The sequence below is a fragment of the Corynebacterium sp. S5S1 genome (assembly GCF_001913985.1).
Lineage (GTDB): Bacteria > Actinomycetota > Actinomycetes > Mycobacteriales > Mycobacteriaceae > Corynebacterium > Corynebacterium marquesiae.
Map to the genome: position 1 here is coordinate 35,436 of NZ_MKXT01000007.1, position 19,028 is coordinate 54,463.

Annotated in this window: 17 protein-coding genes and 1 tRNA gene; 7 read left to right on the top strand and 11 right to left on the bottom strand. The window is 57.4% G+C overall.

Annotated elements, in window-relative coordinates; genetic code table 11:
• Nucleotides 1-173: 173 nt before the first annotated feature.
• Nucleotides 174-1,634 carry a 30S ribosomal protein S1 gene (gene rpsA, locus BKN05_RS04280; protein ID WP_023021654.1) on the bottom strand — a complete coding sequence of 487 codons (1,461 nt, stop codon included), beginning with the start codon at nt 1,632-1,634 and terminating at the stop codon, nt 174-176.
• Between the two features lie 250 nt (nt 1,635-1,884).
• Between rpsA and BKN05_RS04285 the strand changes: the two genes are divergently transcribed.
• A complete protein-coding gene (locus tag BKN05_RS04285) occupies nt 1,885-2,616 on the top strand; it encodes a class I SAM-dependent methyltransferase (RefSeq protein ID WP_286688028.1) in 732 nt (243 codons plus the stop codon).
• 9 nt (nt 2,617-2,625) lie between these two features.
• Nucleotides 2,626-3,096, top strand: a complete 471-nt coding sequence (locus BKN05_RS04290) for an RDD family protein (protein WP_225747015.1) — start codon at nt 2,626-2,628, stop codon at nt 3,094-3,096.
• On the opposite strand, the gene BKN05_RS04295 is transcribed toward BKN05_RS04290, so the two are convergent.
• The 3 genes from BKN05_RS04295 to polA form a co-directional block, all read right to left on the bottom strand.
• A complete protein-coding gene (locus BKN05_RS04295) occupies nt 3,060-3,416 on the bottom strand; it encodes a hypothetical protein (protein ID WP_225747016.1) in 357 nt (118 codons plus the stop codon). The two genes, BKN05_RS04290 and BKN05_RS04295, sit on opposite strands and share 37 nt — an antisense overlap.
• Nucleotides 3,417-3,491: 75 nt before the next feature.
• On the bottom strand, nt 3,492-4,451 hold the full coding sequence (locus BKN05_RS04300; protein ID WP_198492967.1) for a DNA glycosylase AlkZ-like family protein: 960 nt from the start codon (nt 4,449-4,451) through the stop codon (nt 3,492-3,494).
• Nucleotides 4,435-7,104 carry a DNA polymerase I gene (gene polA, locus BKN05_RS04305; RefSeq protein WP_396334658.1) on the bottom strand — a complete coding sequence of 890 codons (2,670 nt, stop codon included), beginning with the start codon at nt 7,102-7,104 and terminating at the stop codon, nt 4,435-4,437. The genes BKN05_RS04300 and polA overlap by 17 nt, the downstream gene beginning before the upstream one ends.
• 128 nt (nt 7,105-7,232) lie before the next feature.
• Between polA and BKN05_RS04310 the strand changes: the two genes are divergently transcribed.
• Nucleotides 7,233-7,306: transfer RNA gene (locus BKN05_RS04310), tRNA-Leu, on the top strand.
• Between the two features lie 51 nt (nt 7,307-7,357).
• On the opposite strand, the gene BKN05_RS04315 is transcribed toward BKN05_RS04310, so the two are convergent.
• Nucleotides 7,358-9,541 carry a LamG-like jellyroll fold domain-containing protein gene (locus tag BKN05_RS04315; protein WP_286688030.1) on the bottom strand — a complete coding sequence of 728 codons (2,184 nt, stop codon included), beginning with the start codon at nt 9,539-9,541 and terminating at the stop codon, nt 7,358-7,360.
• A 425-nt stretch (nt 9,542-9,966) separates the two neighbouring features.
• Between BKN05_RS04315 and BKN05_RS04320 the strand changes: the two genes are divergently transcribed.
• Genes BKN05_RS04320 through BKN05_RS04335 form a run of 4 tightly spaced genes read left to right on the top strand, consistent with a single transcriptional unit; the run spans nt 9,967 to nt 13,400 of the window.
• Nucleotides 9,967-10,803: a DUF368 domain-containing protein gene (locus BKN05_RS04320; protein ID WP_286688031.1), complete on the top strand. Its 837-nt coding sequence runs from the start codon at nt 9,967-9,969 to the stop codon at nt 10,801-10,803.
• Nucleotides 10,803-11,690, top strand: coding sequence for an ABC transporter substrate-binding protein (locus tag BKN05_RS04325; RefSeq protein ID WP_225747021.1), 888 nt, complete (start codon nt 10,803-10,805; stop codon nt 11,688-11,690). Before BKN05_RS04320 ends, BKN05_RS04325 begins: the two co-directional genes overlap by 1 nt.
• Nucleotides 11,683-12,636, top strand: a complete 954-nt coding sequence (locus BKN05_RS04330; RefSeq protein WP_225747022.1) for an amino acid ABC transporter permease — start codon at nt 11,683-11,685, stop codon at nt 12,634-12,636. Before BKN05_RS04325 ends, BKN05_RS04330 begins: the two co-directional genes overlap by 8 nt.
• Entirely contained in the window at nt 12,636-13,400 is a 765-nt protein-coding gene (locus tag BKN05_RS04335) for an amino acid ABC transporter ATP-binding protein (RefSeq protein ID WP_049377109.1), read from the top strand. Before BKN05_RS04330 ends, BKN05_RS04335 begins: the two co-directional genes overlap by 1 nt.
• Nucleotides 13,401-13,487: 87 nt before the next feature.
• Here the strand turns inward: BKN05_RS04335 and BKN05_RS04340 are convergent, their stop codons facing one another.
• From BKN05_RS04340 to BKN05_RS04365, 6 genes are read right to left on the bottom strand one after another with little or no spacing between them, the layout of a single operon-like run.
• Nucleotides 13,488-14,231, bottom strand: coding sequence for a sulfite exporter TauE/SafE family protein (locus BKN05_RS04340; protein WP_286688032.1), 744 nt, complete (start codon nt 14,229-14,231; stop codon nt 13,488-13,490).
• A complete protein-coding gene (gene coaD / locus BKN05_RS04345) occupies nt 14,228-14,701 on the bottom strand; it encodes a pantetheine-phosphate adenylyltransferase (protein ID WP_049377111.1) in 474 nt (157 codons plus the stop codon). The genes BKN05_RS04340 and coaD overlap by 4 nt, the downstream gene beginning before the upstream one ends.
• Nucleotides 14,702-14,727: 26 nt before the next feature.
• Complete coding sequence (rsmD, locus tag BKN05_RS04350; RefSeq protein ID WP_286688033.1) at nt 14,728-15,309, bottom strand: 16S rRNA (guanine(966)-N(2))-methyltransferase RsmD; 582 nt, start codon at nt 15,307-15,309, stop codon at nt 14,728-14,730.
• Complete coding sequence (locus tag BKN05_RS04355; protein ID WP_049377113.1) at nt 15,310-15,522, bottom strand: biotin/lipoyl-containing protein; 213 nt, start codon at nt 15,520-15,522, stop codon at nt 15,310-15,312.
• Nucleotides 15,523-15,541: 19 nt separating this feature from the next.
• Complete coding sequence (locus BKN05_RS04360) at nt 15,542-17,674, bottom strand: ATP-dependent DNA helicase RecG (RefSeq protein WP_286688034.1); 2,133 nt, start codon at nt 17,672-17,674, stop codon at nt 15,542-15,544.
• 2 nt (nt 17,675-17,676) lie between these two features.
• Complete coding sequence (locus BKN05_RS04365; protein WP_286688035.1) at nt 17,677-19,020, bottom strand: DAK2 domain-containing protein; 1,344 nt, start codon at nt 19,018-19,020, stop codon at nt 17,677-17,679.
• Nucleotides 19,021-19,028: the final 8 nt, after the last annotated feature.

A 19,028-nucleotide genomic window follows, 5' to 3' on the forward strand; every position in this document is an offset into this window, starting at 1 on the left:
CTATTTGCTTTTACTTCGTCGCTGGTCAACCACCTAGAGGCAGTAAACAATCTGGCAAACGTTTGCACAAATTGTCTATAAGATCACAAAAGCCGCGCCCACCCCATCTAGGTGATGAAGTGGGCGCGGCGGTGAGCAAAGCCCTAAGGCTTAGCGGAAACTAAGCGAAAGCTTTAGTTGCCAGCCAGCTTGTCGCGCAGTGCAGCGAGCTGCTCGTCGGAAGCCAGGGAGCCGCCAACCTCTGCCTGAGTCTCGGATGCCGGAGCTGCATCGGAGGAATCAGAGGAGTAGTTGGAGGACTCTGCAGACTCAGCAGCCTCAGCGGCTGCGGCGCGGTTGCGCTCGATCTGAGCGGTGTGCAGGTTGAAGCGACGCTCGGACTCTGCGTAGCGTGCCTCCCAAGCCTGACGCTGCTCGTCGAAGCCTTCCTTCCACTCGTTGGTCTCAGGGTCGAAGCCCTCAGGGAAGACGTAGTTGCCCTGCTCGTCGTAGGAGTCAGCCATGCCGTACTTGGACGGATCGAACTCTTCGGTGTAGTCCTCGTCTGCCTGCTTAACGGACAGGGAGATACGACGACGCTCGAGATCGATGTCGATGACCTTGACCATAACTTCCTGGCCAACGGTGACAACCTGGTCCGGAACCTCGACGTGGCGCTGAGCCAGCTCGGAGATGTGAACGAGGCCCTCGATGCCCTCCTCGACGCGAACGAAGGCGCCGAACGGAACGAGCTTGGTCACCTTGCCCGGAACGATCTGGCCCACAGCGTGGGTGCGGGCGAATACGCGCCACGGATCTTCCTGGGTAGCCTTCAGGGACAGGGAAACGCGCTCGCGGTCCAGATCGACGTCCAGAACCTCAACGGTTACCTCGTCACCAACAGTGACAACCTCAGATGGGTGGTCAATGTGCTTCCAAGACAGCTCGGAAACGTGAACCAGGCCGTCGACACCGCCGAGATCGACGAAGGCGCCGAAGTTGACGATGGAGGAAACAACGCCCTTGCGGACCTGGCCCTTCTGCAGCTGGTGCAGGAACTCGGAGCGAACCTCGGACTGGGTCTGCTCGAGGTATGCACGGCGGGAGAGGACAACGTTGTTGCGCTGCTTGTCCAGCTCGATGATCTTAGCTTCCAGCTCCTGGCCGATGTACGGCTCCAGGTCACGGACGCGACGCATCTCAACGAGGGATGCAGGCAGGAAGCCACGCAGGCCGATATCCAGGATGAGGCCGCCCTTGACAACCTCGATAACGGTACCGGTAACAGGCTCTTCCTTGGCCTGCAGCTCCTCGATGGCGCCCCATGCACGCTCGTACTGCGCACGCTTCTTGGACAGGATCAGACGACCTTCCTTGTCCTCCTTGGTGAGAACAAGTGCGTCAACCTCATCGCCGACCTCAACAACCTCGTCCGGGTTGACGTCGTGCTTGATGGACAGCTCGCGGGAAGGGATAACACCTTCGGTCTTGTATCCGATGTCCAGCAGTACCTCGTCGTGGTCAACCTTGACGACAGTACCCTCGACAATGTCACCATCGTTGAAGTACTTGATGGTGGCGTCTACAGCTGCGAGGAAGTCCTCTGCGGTTCCGATATCGTTAATCGCAACCTGCGGGGTGTTAGAAGATGGCATATTTAAAAATGCTCCGAATAAATGTAGGAAATCGAAATTGGACAACTGCGCGTCTCTCGAAAAAAGCTTGCTAAGCTGCGCAAATGCAGCTAAAAAGAGAAATAATCGATCCCGCCTCGTGATTGCTTAAAGCCTTCCTACAGGGGCTTAGAACAACCCGCGGCATAGACACGCCCGTTTAACACTACATCTGTCCAGCTAAAAGGGCAAATACACGGACCAACTACTTCGCAAAGGAATTTCTTCCACCGTGACTTCCCCCTCGCACGCAAACCAGGCCTACTGGGATAGCGACGCCGCCAACTACCACGCCGAGCACCCCGACTACCTATCTTCCTTTTACTGGTGCCCAGAAATGCTCCACGAAGAGCAAGCCCACTTGCTAGGCGACGTCTCGGCTTCCTCCGTCCTCGAAATTGGCTGCGGCTCCGCCCCATGTACCCACTGGCTCCAGACACGCGCGCACTTCGCCACCGGTTTCGATATTTCCCGCGGCATGCTCAACCATGCTGCACCCGGACTCCCCTTAACGCAGGCCGATGCACTGTCGCTCCCCTACGCCACGGACTCTTTCGACGCCGCATTTTCAGCGTTCGGAGCCTTTCCCTTCCTTGCCAACCTTGACTTAGCCTTAAGTGAAGTCTCCCGCGTTCTTAAACCATCCGGTCGCTTTGTCCTTTCGGCCAACCACCCGATGCGCTGGATATTCCCTGATGACCCCACCGATCTGACAGCCGATATCAGTTATTTCGATCGTGCTTACCTGGAGCAAGACCGCGATGGCAACCTCACCTATGCGGAGTTCCATCGCACCATCGCCGACTGGTTTCAGGCTTTACAGGGTGAAGGTCCGTACCTCATCGAGCGCATCATCGAGTCCGAATGGCCTAAGGATCTCACCACTACGTGGGGCCAATGGTCGCCGGAGCGCGGCGAGATATTCCCGGGCACGATCATTTTCGTCTGCCGGAATTGCCGCTAACCTATGGGCATGATTCTGGATCGAATTGGCCTACTCCTGCGTCGCGGCCTCGCCTGGTGGATCGACGCTTTCTTGGCAGCGGCCGTTATCGTTGTGGCGCGCTGGGCAATCAATGCACTTGCCGAAGCCCCCTTAACCGGCCAAGCCCTCGAAGTTTACAATGCCATAGCCCTCGCCCTAGTCTTTTATGCCTACCGCGTATGGGCGGAGGCCACCAAGGCGACGTCGCTGGGTAAGTGGTCGCTCAAGTTGGAGATCATCGCTACCCACCCCGGATGGCGCGCAGCCTGCCTGCGCAATTCTTGGCTGCTACTCTCCCTGCTCACGCTGACAGGATTGCCGTTCATCATGCCGCTATTGCTAGGCGTTTTGAGCGCCTGTGTCCTCGCCTTCGGCCAGACTCCCTTCGATATGCTGGCCAATTGCCTAGTGGAGCGCCGACCTCAGATGGACACGCCTTCTTTTCGCGGCCAGAGGTAATAAGCAAGTGCGAAAATAACCAACGCAGCAAACATCCACGCGGACGGAAAGAGGAACGCTAGTGCCGTAGCTACAACCATCACCGCAGCGGCCGTAAGTCTCCTGATTTTCGAGTTAGGCGCCACACGGGCGAAAGTCATGGCGCCCACAAAATACCCCACCGCAATCATTCCGTACCCGATGGCATAGGCCTTATGCTCTGCAAGGAACTGTTCGAGGCCGAGGTCAGCTATATCGATGGCAAGAAAGTTTACTTGAATGGCCCAGAGGGTTTCAAAGAAGCGGAGTGTCCACTTATTCGTCTTGTCTTCTAATGTCACTGCTCGGCAATTCCCTTCTTGGCTTTTCGGCTTACACTCATAACTTTTTCTGCGCAGAAGAGGCTCCCTAAAAACTTAGTTCGCATCCCGCCATAACTTCTGAACCTTCCTCACTGCATAGTCGGGCATGCCCAGGTCTTCAATAGCTTGTTTATTCCAGGTTCCGCGGACCTGTCCATCCACAACGATGGCGCGGCGAAATACCCCGCGGTTTCCAGGAACGAGTGTCTCGTGGACTTCCTTCGTCATCGCAAATAGACGGTCTTGATAACCCAAGATGTACTCGTCAAATGCCCCCAGCAGCAATACCGATTGCTTGTTTCGTGCTTCGGCCATTTCCACTACCTCAGCCGAAGCAAGTTCCTGGGATTCTTCCCCACACCGCACGATATCAGGGGGAAGGTTTTCAGCTGCTGGCCTTATTAGGCTTTGCGGTAGCTTTGTCCACCAAGCAAAGTCCCGCAGCCTCGCTGGGCCATGAGTGCGGAAATACCGGACCATTAGGTCAGCGGTAGCTGCGACCTTGTCTCCATTGAAAGCTTCGTCTAACCCCGACAGGTCCACGGGTGTGATGAGCTGCTCGGCTCCACAGTAGACGGCGTGACCGCTTTCCATTGCTACGCGCACAACATGCCAGAAAGGCACCTCGGGCAACGTTGTAGCAGCCCGTTCTTTGAGCTCGGCGCGCGAAAGTGGACGATCAATTAGCTTGTTCACCTCCGGTCGTAGTTCAACATCACCCTTGCGGCCCTTTGCACAAAGTTCTGTTATCCAGCCTATGTCCTTGATAGAAGCTGCAAAAAGCGTATGGCGCATGGGATATCCACGCACAATATTTCCGGCATCTGAGTGGTCTTCCGCCCGCAAGGCCAGCGACCGGTGCACAGAATGCAGGTCCTGGCCTTGTATTACACCGAAGGCGCGAACCACCTCCTCAGCACTCTCCCACCGCGGCACGGTTAGGCCTTGCGAGGCGAGCCTAAGGCGCGCCTTTTCTCGGCGGGAGAAAGTAACCGAGCTAGTGGGCTGCGGCATCCCAATCCTTTCCGGCACCGGCGGAGACCTCTAGAGGCACGTTGAGCTCGATGGCAGAGTCCATCTCTCGCTCGAGAATCTCTTGAACCGTGTCGGCCTCACCCGGGGCGACTTCGACTACCAATTCATCGTGCACCTGAAGCAGCACGCGAGACTTCATTCCTTGCAGTGCGCGGTCCACGCGAATCATCGCCACCTTAATAATGTCCGCGGCAGTGCCCTGAATCGGTGCATTAAGCGCTGCGCGCTCCGCGTTCTCGCGTGCTAGCCGGTTATCAGAGTTGAGCTCTGGCAAGTAGCGGCGACGGCCAAAGAGCGTTGCCGTGTAGCCATCCTTGCGGGCTTGGACCACCACTTCATCGAGGTACTTCTTCACGCCGCCAAAGCGCTCAAAGTAGCTTTCCATGATGGACTTTGCCTCCCCCGCCGGAATGCCCAATTGCTGGGATAGACCGAAAGCGGAAAGTCCGTATACCAACCCATAAGACATGGCCTTAACCCGGCGGCGCAGTTCGGGTGTCACTTGGTCAACGGGAACGTCAAAGACTCGAGAGCCAACATAGTTGTGTAGGTCTTCGCCTTCCTTGTAGGCCTCGATGAGGCCCGGGTCAGCGGAGAGGTGCGCCATAACACGCATCTCAATCTGCGAGTAGTCCGCGGTCATAAGTTCTTCGTAGCGCTCGCCTACGACAAACGCGGAGCGAATCTGTCGTCCAGCTTCTGTGCGCACCGGGATATTCTGCAGATTTGGCTCGGTAGAAGACAGGCGGCCAGTCGATGTCACCGTCTGATTAAACGTGGTGTGGATGCGCCCATCCGGCTGCACGGTTTTGATTAGACCTTCGAGGGTGGTCTTCATCTTCTGGTACTCACGGTGAGCCAAGAGGTGGTCTAAGAACGGGTGGGGATTCTTAGCCGCGAGTTGTTCAATCTCCTTGGCCGCGGTGGAATAGCCCGTCTTCGTCTTCTTGGTCTTGGGCAGCTCAAAGGTCTCGAAGAGTACAGTTTGTAGCTGCTTGGGTGAGTTGAGGTTGAGTTTGTCATCGCCGGCAAGCTCGCGGGCAGCACGCTCTTGCTCGGCAACTTGCTCTACAAAGGCATCCTTTTGCGTTTCGAGAATGTCAACGTCAACGGCAATTCCGGTAACCTCCATGCGCGCCAGGATGGTTACCAGCGGCAACTCAAGGTCGGTATAGAGCTCGAAAGAGTCAATCTCCTGCAGCTCCGTAGTGAGCCTTTCTGCCAGCTCCATAATTGCCGCGGCCTGGTCCACTAGGGAGGAATCGTCCAGCAACGAAAGCTGCTCCCTGGCGGCGCCGAGGGTCTTTTGGAGGTGGCGCTGGTAGACGTCGGCAAGCGCGTAAGTGCGCTGACCTGGGCGAAGCAGGTAGGCAGCAAGGGCCGTGTCATGGGCAATGCCGGCCAGCTCTATCCCACGACCGGCAAGCATATGAAAGGCCGCCTTTGCCTCGTGGAAATACTTCGGCGCATCAGATGCCAACCACTGAGCTAGGGCCTTATCGTCCTCGGCAGAAAGATCGCCCAGCTCCACTTGCAGGCCGTGACGGTCTTGGTCCACGAAAGCAATCGCCGAGGCATCGCCCTGTCCAGGGGTTCCCTCGCCTTGGACATACACCGCGACATGCTCTCGGCCGGGCAGCCACTGGGACAAAGGCTCGTCATCGATGACCGTCTCTAGCTCTTGGACTTCCTCGGACTGCTCCGCCGCCTCAGCGCCATCATTGGGAATGGCAGCCAGTACGCGATCGCGCAGGTTGGTACCAAACTCCAGGTCGTCGAACTTGGCCGCTACATCGGCGACCTTGGCTTCCTTAAAGGCCAAGTCATCAGGACCGACCTCTAGATCCATGTCCGTAATCATCTGGGTGAGCTTGCGATTCATCTGCACCTGTTCAATGCGCTCGCGGAAGTTATTGCCTACCACACCCTTAATTTCATCCGCATGCTCTACCAAGGATGCCAAGTCCCCATACTTGACTATCCACTTGGTGGCGGTCTTCTCACCTACCTTTGGGATGCCTGGCAAATTATCGGAAGGATCGCCACGCAACGCGGCAAAGTCTGGGTACTGCGCGGGGGTGAGACCGTACTTCTCTTCTACCGCGGAAGGGGTAAAGCGGTGGAGCGTGGATACGCCCTTCATGGGATAGAGCACCGTCGTGGACTCATTAACCAACTGCAGGTAGTCACGGTCGCCGGTAACGATGAGAGTCTCATAGTCCTGTGCCTCAGTTGCGAGAGTAGCCAGAATGTCATCGGCCTCAAAGTTCTCACGAGAGAGGGTGGTAATGCCCAGTACCTCGAGCACCTCGCGAATGAGGTCTACCTGACCCTTGAATTCCTCCGGCGCGGCCTCGCGCTGGGCCTTATAGTCCGGGAACATCTCAGTGCGGAAGGTCTTGCGCCCCACATCGAATGCCACCGCAATGGCGTCGGGGGTCTCTTCCGCCACGATATTAGAGAGCATCGATAAGAAGCCATACACGGCATTAGTGTGCTGACCTCCCGAGGTGGAGAAATTATCCACCGGCAGGGCATAGAAGGCACGAAAGGCCATAGAGTGGCCGTCAATGAGCAGAAGTCGAGGCTGATTAGTAGTCACCTGCCCCATCCTAGAGAAGCACGCCAACATTCGAACACCCCGGTGCAGATTTTGTGGATGACGTGGGCATTCCCCCGCTGACACTACCCAATTAGGAATTCGCCTAGTGCCTGCGCTACTATTTTCACAGTCAAAGGCAGCCAGCCTTTACACTGTGCGCCCCTGTAGCCCAATTGGCAGAGGCAACGGATTCAAAACCCGTCCAGTGTGAGTTCGAGTCTCACCAGGGGCACGACTAGAAAAGACCTCGGTTTCCACTAAGTCAGGAAACCGAGGTCTTTGCTTAGCCCAGTTCAGGCAACGTAGGTAGATGGTACTTGCGCAGCACTGCGTTGATTTGCGGGATCGAGGCCTTCAGCTGCGGTAATGCTAGACCAATGAGTCCGGCCACGCCCGCGATGCCGAGGATTGCTCCGAAGATGGCGGGCTTGGAGCTCGCGCCGCTGCTCGATGCGGAGCTCCCCGTGGCAGGTTGCGTGGTATCGGCCGGCTTGCCGGAATCATGCGCACGGGCGGTAAGCCATTCCTCCTTGCCCAGAACTCCTTGGGTCAGTCGGGTTTCACCAATCCAGCCGTACCAGGGGTCCTGCGGGCGCTGATTATCAAAGCCACCGCCCATGACCCACTGCAGGTCGCGCGGGAGAAGGCCTTCGGCGCCTACCGCGTTGCGCAGGATAGGCGCGCCGTTGATGAACATCTCCACGCTATCGCGCTGCGGATCGTTGACCACGGCGATGTGCATCCACTCGTCCTTGGGCACCTCGTGGGACCATACGGTAGAACCGCTTCCCTGCTTCGGCTCCGCCCACCAACGCAGTTCGCGCAGGTTGGAGATGCCAAACATGACGGTGGGGTCCGTGTCTTCAGAGCCGTCGACCAACTTATTGATGGCAGAGTCGCGGCTCAGCGCGCTTCCCCAGCCATGTTGTGCGCCATTGAAGTCCTCTGGAATCTTTACAAAGGATTCAAAGGTATAACCCTTGGTGGTATCCACTTTATTTGCAGGCGCGTCCTTGTCGGTGCGGAACTCGGCATTGCCGACCTTGCCCGCTGGGTCGGACCAGAAGAGGGAGCCGGAATCAGAGGACAGCGGGTGGTGGTCAGAGCTATAGGTCACTCGATCGCCTAGCATGGCGCCAGAGCGATGCAGGTCGCTGCCGGAGTCGCTGGCAATATCGGGGATGGTGGTGCCACGGTCGGCAGGGGCGCCGTCGGCAAGCGCATGGCCGTCCTTGTCCTGGGCCTGGCCCGGGCGCCAGTGGAATACTGTGTGATCATTCTTGGCAAAGTCATCCGCGCCCTTGGGCAGCTCATCCTCCGCAATGGTATAGGGCCTAAAGCCTTCAGCGGCGATGTCACGTGCACGCTGCGCTAGGTCCGGCTGGTGGCCCTCGCCCACGGTGAAATCCGGGGAAAAGGAAGAAAAGCGCTGCTCAAAGTCGAACGGAATGGCGTAGCTATCGCCCTTATCATCTAGGGTGAGCTTGTCGAACTGCGTCAGCTCCTCGTGCGGCTTCTGCGCCACCCATGGAGAGAGTGCGGTCATCTCCAGCTGCTTGCCGGAAAGGTCGAACTCGAGCACTCCCAGCAGACCGTTGCCGCCCTGGTAGGCCATCTGATAGTCCTGCAAGATGGAGACAACGTCATGGCCGGCATCGTTTTTATCCACGCGGTAGCCCGCACCATGGTGGTGGCCGCCCATCACCAGGAAAATCTGGTCGTTGCGCTTGATAAACTTATCCCACACGCCCTTGCCGTAGTCATCGGAGTAGAAGACGTTACCCTGGCCATCGATATTGAGGGCTTCGTGCGTCGTGACGATGACGGGGAGGTTGGGGTGCTTATCGATGATGCCTTGCGCCCACGCAAGGGCCTTATCGTCGGCGCGCCAGCCCAGCGCAAGGTTGAGGTACTTCTGGCCCTCGGCTTCAAAGATGTGAGCCTCCGAGTCATTATTGACGGCCGTGTAGCGCTCTTGGAAGGTCTCCAGATTAGCGGCCTTGGCACGATCGGCACTAAACCACTTGTCATAAGGATGAGCCGACGCACCCTCCACGTCCATGTCGTGATTGCCGGGCAGGATGGAGTAGTTCAGATCCGAATCATCGAGGACCTGCATGGCCTTATCAGCCACCTGCCATTCGCCCTCCACGTTCCACTGGTCTACAACGTCACCCAGATGGGTGACAAAGTCCATATTCAGCTCGTCTTGGTGCTCCACCAACCATTGGGTTTGGGCCAAGTAGGGTTCGCTTCCGTAACGAGCTTGGGCCAAGTTGCCGGTCTCCGGGGTGGAATAGCGCGAATAGAACTGGGTATCCGGTAAGACGCCGATGCTAAAGCGAGAGCCCTCGCTTGGCGATGCCCCCTCGGCCCCAACCTCCGCAGCGCTTGCTGCCGGTATAACAATGAGGTTTCCCACCACTGCGGTTGCAGTTAACGCAGGCAGGACGAAACGATTTTTCATAGAGAGTCCTTTATGACTGGAAAGGAATGCTTGCACAGGGGAAATGGCGGGAATACGCGGGGGATTCTAGGGGGTGAATCTTTCAGCTAGTTGAAGCCCGCGTAAACATCAGACTGAATAATGGGAAACTTATGGTTTCTACCGAAGAAAGTATTTTCCCGTGTGAGATTCCGTATATCCTGTCCCAAACTGCATAGTTGCATTGGGGTGCATTAAACTGACAGAATATTCATGAATACGGTTTTACCTTTACGGTTAGGGAGAAGATCCTCCCCTACCGCGAGAGGTAGATCACCGCCCTCTAATGAAAGATATGCATTACGCCTTACAGCGGTTCGCCTAGCGTCTCCCTTCGGCACTTTTCTGCCGCCTTGCTAGGCCAGTCGCCCTCCGCACCAGTCCCCTCCCAGGTAGATTTTTATTTTATGCAGTACATTTTGAACGCTATCCGCGGTGCCCTCATCGGCATGGCCGAGCTCGTACCGGGCATCTCCGGTGGCACCGTGGCGCTCATCGTGGGCATTTATGAACGCGCAGTCCACAACGCCAACGATCTCATTTCCGGCCGCTTCAAAAAGGTCGAATGGAGCTTTCTTCTCTCCGTAGCTATCGGCATGTTTATTGCCGTTTTCGGAATGTCCACCGTGCTTTCTAACTTCGTGGATAATCATGTATCGGCTTCCGGAGCGCTATTTTTGGGCATGGTGGCTGTGTCCATTTTTGTGCCACTATCCATGCTTTCTAAGCAAGAGAGACTACACCCCTCCTCTATCATCGCATTTATAATCGCTGCGATTGCCATCTTCTTTATCACCGGCTTCACCTCCGAACCGCACGAGAACCCCAGCCTCATTGTGGTCTTCCTCGCCGCCGCCATCGCCGTCTGCGCACTCATCCTGCCGGGTATTTCCGGCTCGCTTATCCTGCTGACCATGGGCCTCTACCAGCCCATTATTGGCGCCGTTTCAGATCGTGACCTAGGCACTATCGCGGTCTTCGCGCTGGGTGCCCTGTGCGGCCTTGCGGCATTTATCAAGGTATTGAACTTCCTACTGGATCACCACCGCGCCCCGACCCTGATGGCCATGGCTGGTTTCATGCTCGGTTCTCTGCGTGCACTGTGGCCCTGGGGAGCTGACCAAGATGCCTCTAGCGGCATCATCATCGGCATGTTCATCCTCGGTGCACTCATCGTCTCTGCGTTCATCGTCGTAGACATGAAGAAAGCCCGCGCTATAGATGAAAGGACGGCGCAGAAGTAATGCCGCGCTCGTTTTCCCACCGCGCGATTATCGCCGCGGTCCTCGTCCCCACGCTGAGCCTCAGCGCCTGCGTCACCAACGAGGAAGATTCCACTCCGGAGGGCTGGGAAGAACCCCATTCCGCAATGGTGCCGGAAATTGCCGCCATGTATGACGACAACGATGGCGTCCTCACTGCCGGAACTAACCCACCCTATGCCCCATTTCAGCTCAAGGATTCCCACGGGGCGCTCCAGGGCGTTGAACTTGATCTTGCTCGCGCCGTTGCCGGAGTCTTGGGACTCGATTTCCAGCCCATGGAACAGGACTTCTCGATGATCTTGCCCGCCGTGCAATCGGGCCAGATTGATATGGGTGCATCCGGCTTCACGGATAACCCCGAGCGCCGCAATGAGTTCGACTTTGTAGACCACCTCTACGCCGGCATCCAGTGGGCCGAGCGAGTAGATGGGCCTAAGAAGGTTGACCCGGATAATCCTTGCGGCTTGACGGTTGCGGTGCAGCGCACCACGGTATCTGAAACCGACGATGTGCGTCCCAAGAAGGATGCGTGCAACGGCGATCTCACTGTCTTGTCTTATGACACGGGTGACAACGCCGCGTTGGCGGTCCTCATGGGACGCGCAGATGCCCTGTCCGCAGACTCCCCAGTAACGGCGTGGGCTGTCAATCGCTCCGAGGGAAAGATGCGGCAGGTAGGCGATATGTTCCAGGCATCGCCCTATGGCTTTGCCGTTCCCAAGGATTCCGATTTGGGCAAGGCCTCTGCCGCGGCACTGCAACACCTCATCGAAACCGGTGAGTATGCAGAAATCTTGTCCCGTTGGGGCATCGAGGATGGCTTAATAGACCAGGCAATGATTAATGAAAGGCCGATCAATGGTTAATGAAAATACGGCGACGCCAGCTACGGCAGAGCCAAAGGAAAAGCCCGCCAAGATCGAGGCGCGACCTCTACGCCACCCGTGGCGCTGGGTCTTCGCCGGCCTGCTTATCGTGCTCGGCGTGTGGTTCATCATCGCCTCCGCCCGCAACGAGGCTTTTGGCTGGGACACCTACTTCCAGTACCTCTTTGATAAGCGCATTGCACTTGCCTCCCTCCACACCATCGCCATCACCATTTTGTCCATGATCATCGGCGTTGTCGGTGGTGCAATACTTGCGGTTATGCGCATGTCCCCGAACCCGGTGCTGCGCAGCGTCTCCTGGGTATTCCTCTGGGTCTTCCGCGGAACGCCTATCTATGTGCAGCTGGTGTTTTGGGGCCTGCTCTCCGCTATCTACCAATCCATCAACCTGGGCTTTACCGAGGTATCCTTGCAGACGATCCTCACCAACGCCTTCTTCCTTGCGGTGATGGGCCTGGGTCTCAATGAAGCCGCCTATATGGCCGAGATTGTGCGCTCCGGTATCACCTCCGTTCCCGAGGGGCAGAAGGAAGCTTCCAAGGCACTCGGCATGTCCTGGTGGATGACCATGCGCCGCACCGTCCTTCCGCAGGCCATGCGCATTATCATTCCGCCTACAGGCAATGAATTCATTTCCTTGCTCAAGACCTCTTCCCTCGTGGTGGCCATTCCTTATACCGAGGAGATCTTCGGCCGCTCCACTGATATTTCCGCCGCTCTCTTCCAGCCCATCCCGTTGCTGCTGGTCGCAGCGTCCTGGTACCTCGTGGTTACTTCCCTACTGATGGTGGGACAGTACTTCCTGGAGCGCCGCTTTGAGCGCGGTGCCACCCGCGAACTCACCGGCCGCCAACTTGCTGCGCTGGCAGACGCTGAAGGCACCATCCCCCGCAACGTATCCGTGATTTCGGAGGCTAAAAACTAATGGCTACTCCCATGATTTCCGCCCAGAATGTCCATAAGTCCTTCGGACAGCTCGAGGTCCTCAAAGGCATTGACCTTGAGGTCCAGCCCGGCGAAGTAGCCTGTCTACTGGGCCCCTCGGGCTCCGGCAAATCCACCTTCCTGCGCTGCGTCAACCACCTTGATAAGGCTACGGCGGGCCGCCTCTACGTCGACGGCGAGCTAATTGGCTACCGCGAAAAGAACGGCACCCTTTATGAGATCAGCGAGAAGGAAGCCGCAGAGCAGCGCTCCGATATCGGCATGGTCTTTCAGTCTTTCAACCTTTTCCCCCACCGCACGGTGATTGAAAATATCATCGAGGCACCGGTGCAGGTAAAAAAGATTCCGGAAGAAACCGCCCGCGCCCGCGCTATGGAGCTGTTGGAGGACGTTGGATTGGCGTCCAAGGCCAATAACTACCCAGTACAGCTCTCTGGCGGCCAGCAACAGCGCGTTGCCATCGCTCGTGCGGTGGCCATGGATCCTAAGCTTATGCTTTTCGACGAACCTACGTCCGCCCTCGACCCCGAGCTCGTCGGCGAAGTGCTGCGCGTTATGAAGGACCTCGCAGCCGAAGGCATGACCATGCTCGTAGTCACCCACGAGATGGGTTTTGCGCGCGAGGTAGCCGATAAGGTTTTCTTCATGGACGGCGGCGTTGTCATCGAGTCCGGCAGCCCTGCCGAGGTTTTGGATAACCCGCAACAGGCACGCACTAAGGACTTTTTGGCTTCGCTGCTGTAGCCCCCCACTGCACTCAACAGAGTGCCTTCAGCCCGCCGTCTTTCAGCTAAAAGAGAGGACCGGCGGGCGTTGTCGCGACTCATTCCTCTACACCAGTGTTAAAAGACCCCGAATCAATGCGCTGGCCGCACCCAAGCCGGCGACGCTCAGCGAAAGCACGCGGGCTTTTTCTCGTGGAACACGCTGGGCAATCCGGGTTCCGGCCCAAATTCCTACACACATGCCTAATACTCCCGCGGGCCACATCATCCAAGGCAGGCCATCAAAGTGTGCCGCACCTGTGAGAGTCTTGGTCATCACGGAAAAGAATCCGCCTACGACAAAAATCGGCTGCAGCGTGGCGGCGTAAACATGTTGGGGCCACTTTGCCGCCTGCGCATAGACGGTAATAACCGGGCCCGCAACGCCCGCCAAGGTATTGGTAAAGCCGCCGAGAATACCGGCGGAGATGGCGGGGCCTTTGCCCGCCATCGGCGGGACAAACTTCTTTCCAAAAGTGACCACCGCCAGTGCGGCCAGAAGCGCAGCACCCACCACAATCATGAGCCCTGCCGTGTCCATACGCCTAATGAGCAGCGCCGCGGCCAAGGAGCCAATCACCATGACTGGGGCTATTAGCCCGAACTTCTTCCAGCTCACATTCTCGCGCACGGAATAGGTGGTCAACATCGCATTAACACAAGCCAAAACGTTAATGACTAGAATGCCTTCGACCGGCCCCATTATCAGCATAAGGATGGGACCGCCGATAAGACCGAGCCCCATTCCGGATACCCGTTGCAGTGTCGAACCAACGACAACGACGAGGAAAATAACCAGTGCGAGGCTCACTGACGGTATTTCTCCTTTACCGCACGACCTACGGATTCGGGGAACATACCCGTTACGTCGCCGCCAAACTTTGCTACCTGCTTACACAGCGAGGAACTGATATATCCGTACTTCTCGTCCGTGAGTAGGAAGACGGTATCGATACCGGAAAGGCGCCGGTTCATCTGCGCCATGGGCAGCTCATACTCATAGTCGAGAGAGCTTCGCAGTCCCTTCACCAAAACGTCCGCCCCATGCTCCGTGGTGTAATCCACCAAAAGCCCGGAGCAATAGTCCACCTGGATGGAAGAATCCACGCTCTGACGGATAAGTTCCATGCGCTCCTCCACGCTAAAGAGGCCGGAGGGCTTGTCTGGGTTACCGGTTACTAACACGGTGACCTCATCAAACATCTGGTTAGCGCGGTTGATGATATCGACGTGGCCTAAGGTGACAGGGTCAAAGGATCCAGGGCAGACGGCCTTAGTCATGCTACTTTCGCTTTCTTTTCAGTGGTTTAGTCTTCGGTGTCCTCGCTGCCGGGGCGGGTATAAACGGCCATATCCATGCGTGCGATGCCAAAGGTGCGCTTCTTAAGCTTCTGGCCGGTGGGCTCAAAACCAGCAGGCCACTCAGTAACCGCGGAATCAACATGACGCTCAATTACTACCATTGCGCGATCGGTAAGCACTGGTTCGATGACAGCAATGAGTTCATCCACTTCATCAAAAGCATAGGGCGGGTCCGCCAGCACCAGGTCAAAGTGTTTGCGCGGGGCACTAGCCAGGTAAGTGCTTACCTTCATCTCTTGCACGCGCACGCCGGGATGCTTGACGACGCCCATGTTGTGCCGGATGATCTTTACCGCATCGGGCGAAGATTCCACCAGTACTGCTTCATCTGCCCCACGGCTCGCTGCCTCAAGACCTAGGGCACCAGAGCCTGCAAAAAGATCGAGCACCGAAGATCCAGCAAAGCCCCACCGTGCAGTGAGGGATGAAAACAGCCCTTCGCGGGCGCGGTCTGCGGTAGGCCGGGTTCCTTCTGCAGGCACTATAATGGTGCGGCCGCGGGCTTCGCCGGCAATAATGCGCGTCATTTATGCTTCTCCAATCTCCATCAAAAGGTCTCCGCCCAGCACGTCACTAAAATCAGAGACCACGATACGGTAGACCTTTCCTGGGCCGGGGCTTTCTACGGGAGCCTCAAGCTTCGTGGCTTCAACGGTCGCAAGCGGTACTCCGGTATCAACAGTGTCTCCCACATTCACATGGCAGCGGACGATGCCCGCGAAGGGGGCGTAAATTTTCATGCTTCTAGGTTAACCCGTCTTAGTTCTTCTCCAAGTATTCCTGTTCGCTTTCGCTCAAATTGCGCGTGAGTTCCTCAGCCAACTCGGGATTGCGCAACACCATGGCGCGCGCTTCCGCATGGGTGCGCTCAACAATGTCTTGGTCATCCGCCAAGTTCAGTAGCCGCAGTGTGCGGTGCGTTCCGGACTGCATGGTGCCCAAGATGTCTCCCTCTTGGCGCTGGCGCAAATCGAGCTCGGCCAGTTCAAAACCCGAGGAAGTTTGGGCGATCTGAGTGATACGGCGGAAGGATGGAGTGTTATCGGCTGCCGTTGTGTGCAGAAGACAAATGGAGGCATTGCCGCCTCGTCCCACGCGCCCGCGCAACTGGTGCAACTGGGAAACGCCGAAGTGCTCGGACTCGCGAATGAGCATCACCGTGGCATTGGGAACATCCACACCTACCTCGATGACCGTGGTAGAGACCAAGATATCGATCTCTCCCCTAGCAAATGACGTCATTACCTCATCTTTATTGGGCATCTTTCCGTGCAAGATGGCTACGCGCAGTCCCTTAAACGGTCCGTTTTGTAGCTGCTGTGCAAGCTCTAGCACTCCGCCTTTGCCTTCAATGCGCGGGCAAACGATATAGGCCTGATGACCGTGGGCAACCTCCTCGCGTATCCGCTCGAGTGCGCGCAGCACCCAGGTCGGCCGCCACTCGGCCACCACCGCTGATTGAATAGGTTTGCGACCACCGGGCAGCTCGGTCAGCGTTGATACAGCGAGGTCGCCAAAGACGGTCATCGCAATGGTGCGCGGAATCGGTGTTGCTGTCATCACCAGCACGTGGGGGCTGAGGCCTTCACGTGCCTTTAACCGCAGGCTATCGCGCTGCTCTACACCGAACCGGTGTTGCTCATCTACGACGACCAATCCCAGGTTAAAGAACTCCACGGTGTCTTGGATAATCGCATGGGTTCCAATGATGATGTCCGCGTCACCGGAGACAATATCCAATAAAGCCTGCCGCTTGTCGGCCGTACGCATCGACCCAGTCAAGAGAACCACTTTGACGCCTTCGGGAACCGAGTTTCCGATGGAGGCAGCGTGTTGGGAAGCAAGCACTTCCGTAGGTGCCAATAGAGCCGCCTGCGTTCCTGCGTCGACAGCCTGCAGCATAGCGCAGGTAGCAACCATGGTTTTGCCCGAGCCAACCTCGCCTTGCAACAAGCGCATCATGGGCAGCGGACGAGCCAGATCGTCTTCGATCTCGCTTATGACGCGACGCTGCCCTTCGGTCAGGTCAAAGGGAAGATGGCTCAGCAGTTCCTCGCGATAGCCGCCTAAGGTTGCCGGCATGGTAGAAGCGGTCCGGGCTTCGGCATCTCGCTGGCGCAATGCCATCACCAGACCAATAGACAGAGCCTCGTTGTACTTCAGCCGCTGAATCGCACGGTAGGGGCCTGCTTCCCCTGGCTCATGGATTTCCCGCACTGCCTTGTCGAGGCTGATAATCATCTGATAATCCAGCGGTTCCGCAATCGGCGGGGTCTTAGATAGGACGTAGTGGATGGCGCCCATGATGTACCACGAGGTCACCTTGGAGGTGGCTGGGTACACCGGTATCCATTCACGTTCCAAGAGAAGCTGGTCGAGCCTGCCAAACTGCGACAGGTTCCGCAGCGAACCGGTTGCCTTCGGACGGTGCTTCTTGCCGGATTCGGCCGCTGGCTGCCGGTAATCATCCAGTTCGCCGTCGGGGCGACCGAAGGCATCGATCTCTACAAAGTCCGGCTGCTGCAACTGCGGCTGGTTACGGAAGAACTTGAGCTTGCCACTCATCATCACACGCTGTCCGCGGTGCAACATCCGCATCACGTAATTGGCATTGAAAAACGTCGCAATGATGCTGCCATCGAGCTGCACATTGATGATGGTGGTCTTGCCCGAGTCATGGCGGGTGAATCCGGTAATAGTTCCGGTAACCGTGACGATATCGCCCTCGGCAGCGTCTCCTAGGCCGACGTCCTTGTTGTGGCGGATATAGTCTCGCGGATAGTGAGCTAAGAGCTCGCCGCAGGTCTCATACCCCAACGCTTTGGTAATCTTCGCGGCGTCTTTCGCCGCAAGCACCTCTGTCAAAGGGCGGTTGTCCTGCCAGCCGAGCATTGCTATTCCACTCCGATTTCGGTTGCGATTTCCGGTACTTTCAGTGCCATAACATCCACGCGAAGCTGTTGAGCTAGTTCCTCCTGGTCTAGGTCTAGGGCGCTTAGGACTGTGACCTGCTCACCGCCTTCTGCCAAGAGATCGCGGCAAGTGGCAATGATTGACTGCGGGGTTTCCTGGCTCGGGTAAGCCACTCGCATGGACTTGGCAGCATCACGCATGGCAGCAACGACGGCACCAGTATCTGGGTTATCCGGTTCATAAACGGAGATCGCGGCTAAGGCTGCAGCCAGCGAGTGCGCGGGCACTACTCGCCCAGCAGCGGTCTGCGAACTCACGCCGGTGGCCAGAACGATGTCCTCGTCCTTAGCCGCAATGGGATCATCCGGAGACACCACGCTAACCCCCGCAGATGCCAGAAGATCGCTGATAGGCCCGGATGGTGCGGCAGCAAATACTCGGCGAGCAATAGGCTCTTCGGAGGCAGGTTCGGCGTGAGGGGGCAACACCTCCAGGTGCAGGTTGGTTACCTCTCCGGTACCAAAGGCGGTTTCAATGACCTTGCCTGCCTGGCGGGAGTGGATATGTACATTAGCGCTGTCCTCGGTGGCCCGAGCGATGACCAGGCTGTCTCCCAACGGTTCAATTGCTACCTGCAGCGCGTCTATATCTCCCTCGAAGAAAAAGACCACTTCCAGTTCAGTTTCCGGCTCCGGTTCGGGCAGGCCTGTGTGCCCGGTCGAGCCTTCAATTTCTGCGAGAAGAGACTCTAAAAGGATAACGAGGCCGGCGCCGCCGGCATCCACCACTCCTGCCTCGCGCAGGGCTGGCAATTGCGAAGGAGTGTGCTCGAGGGCCGTTTCCGCGGCAGCGATTGCGGCGCTCACAATACTGTGCAAGGTTGCGCCTGACTGCGCTTCAGCGTCCTCGGCGGCCTCGGCGGCTGCCTTCAGAACCGTAATAACTGTGCCTTCCACCGGCTGGGCAATGGCTCGGTCCACCAGCTCCACGGCCTGCTGCAGGGAGCGGGCAAAAACGTCGCCGTCGATAACTGAGTCCACAGTTGACTCAGCAACGCCGCGCAGAACCTGGGACAGCACCATTCCCGAGTTTCCGCGGGCACCACGCACCGCCCCGAGCGCAAGGGAGTCGGCGACATCGCCGCCATTGTCCAGCTCCGCAACCGCTGCTTCCATGGTGTGCGCCATATTCGAGCCCGTATCGGAATCCGGTACAGGAAAGACATTGAGCGCGTTGATCTCATCGCGGCGATGGGCTAATTCCCCCACGGCGCGGGTGGCCCAATTGCGCATTCCGTGGGAATCCAGCGTGCTGGGGTAGGACATGCGCAATA